Source organism: Aneurinibacillus aneurinilyticus ATCC 12856 (genome assembly GCF_000466385.1).
Classification (GTDB): Bacteria; Bacillota; Bacilli; order Aneurinibacillales; family Aneurinibacillaceae; genus Aneurinibacillus; species Aneurinibacillus aneurinilyticus.
In genome coordinates this window covers 1-1,369 of record NZ_KE952695.1, presented here as the reverse complement: position 1 = coordinate 1,369, position 1,369 = coordinate 1, and the positions used below count along the sequence as shown (strand labels likewise).

2 protein-coding genes are annotated in these 1,369 nt (G+C 40.1%); both read left to right on the top strand.

The annotated features are described in order from the left end of the window. Positions 1-121: 121 nt before the first annotated feature. Positions 122-1,012: a response regulator gene (locus HMPREF0083_RS03815; RefSeq protein ID WP_021619720.1), complete on the top strand. Its 891-nt coding sequence runs from the start codon at positions 122-124 to the stop codon at positions 1,010-1,012. Beyond that, positions 981-1,256 (top strand): bacterial transcriptional activator domain-containing protein, encoded by a 276-nt coding sequence (locus tag HMPREF0083_RS29265; RefSeq protein WP_021619719.1) that lies wholly within the window; start codon positions 981-983, stop codon positions 1,254-1,256. The genes HMPREF0083_RS03815 and HMPREF0083_RS29265 overlap by 32 nt, the downstream gene beginning before the upstream one ends. Positions 1,257-1,369 lie beyond the last annotated feature (113 nt).

Below are 1,369 nucleotides of genomic sequence, written 5' to 3'. Positions count from 1 at the left end.
TTCCATCCATCTATGGATACCAAGGGTGTTGATTATTCAATCTGGATCATACTGGATAATCAACACCCTTGTAAAGGAATATGTATAAAAATTAGGCTTTTAAAAGAGGAGATAATAGAAGATGAGAGCAGTTCTTGTAGATGATGAAAAACTGGCTCTTAATTACCTTGAAAAATTACTAAGCGGACATGGTGATTTTGAAATTATAGGTAAATACCAGAATCCCGATCAAGCTTTTGAGGCAATCGTTCGTGATAAACCTGATGTGGTTTTTCTTGATATTGAAATGCCTGGAACGAATGGTATTGAAATGGCGGAGCGGTTGGAGAGATGCTTGCATAACATCAATATTGTATTTGTTACTGCATATGATGAGCACGCAATTAAAGCATTTGAATTGAATGCAATCGATTATATTTTAAAGCCGGCTCAAAGGAGCAGGCTAATTAAGACGGTACAGCGTCTTTTGGACACACATAAAGATTCTGAGACAGCTTCACCTAGAGCCCGTCCTGTAATGATTCGCTGTTTTCAATCTTTACAAATAGAGCTTCCTCAGTCCCATCAACAGCCTGTAATGATTCGTTGGAGGACTTCCAAGGCTCAGGAATTATTTGCTTACTTACTACATTATCGTGGTCAGCTCGTACGCAAGGATGCCTTGCTTGAACTTTTTTGGCCTGAAACAGATTGGAAAAAAGGATTTACCCAGTTGTATACCACCATTTATCAAGTTCGTAAAACGTTAGAAAATACAGGGGCTGATGTCCATATCACAAGTTTAGACAAAGGATACAGACTGGATTTGAATAATGTGGAATTAGATGTTCAGCAGTGGGAAGAAGGAATAAACAAAGCCTTACCTATAACTGATAATACCTTATCTGAGCATCTCAAGCTGCTAAACTTATATCAGGGGGATTACCTGGCTGATTACGATTATTTATGGGGCGGAAAGCGAGCGTCAACGGCTAAGGGAAATGTGGCTGCGACACGCCCTGCAGGTTGCTGATTATGTAGCTTCCCAGGGAAAGCATGTAGAAGCACTTGCATTATATCAGCGTATTCAGCTTTTTCATCCACATGTGGAAGAAAGTTATTTTATGCTTATGTGTTTGTATGATGCACTTGGAGATCGTAACTCCGTCGAGCTTCAATATGCGAATCTTCAAGAGATGTTGCGTAGTGAATTTGATGTAGAGCCTCAGCAGCACATCCAGTTATGGTATTTTGATTGGAAGAAAAAGATAGATTGAGTTTATGGGTGGTAGAGCGATCATTTTGGCCGTTCTACCATTTTTATTTGGAGAAAGGAGCTGTACCGCACCTGTTGAGTATCCATAAGGTGGAGGAAAGAGGGTGCACGCGT

Coding starts and splice junctions, on each gene's coding strand:
- HMPREF0083_RS29265 (WP_021619719.1), top strand. CDS start 981: ATGTGGCTGCGACACGCCCTGCAGGTTGCTGATTATGTAGCTTCCCAG.
- HMPREF0083_RS03815 (WP_021619720.1), top strand. CDS start 122: ATGAGAGCAGTTCTTGTAGATGATGAAAAACTGGCTCTTAATTACCTT.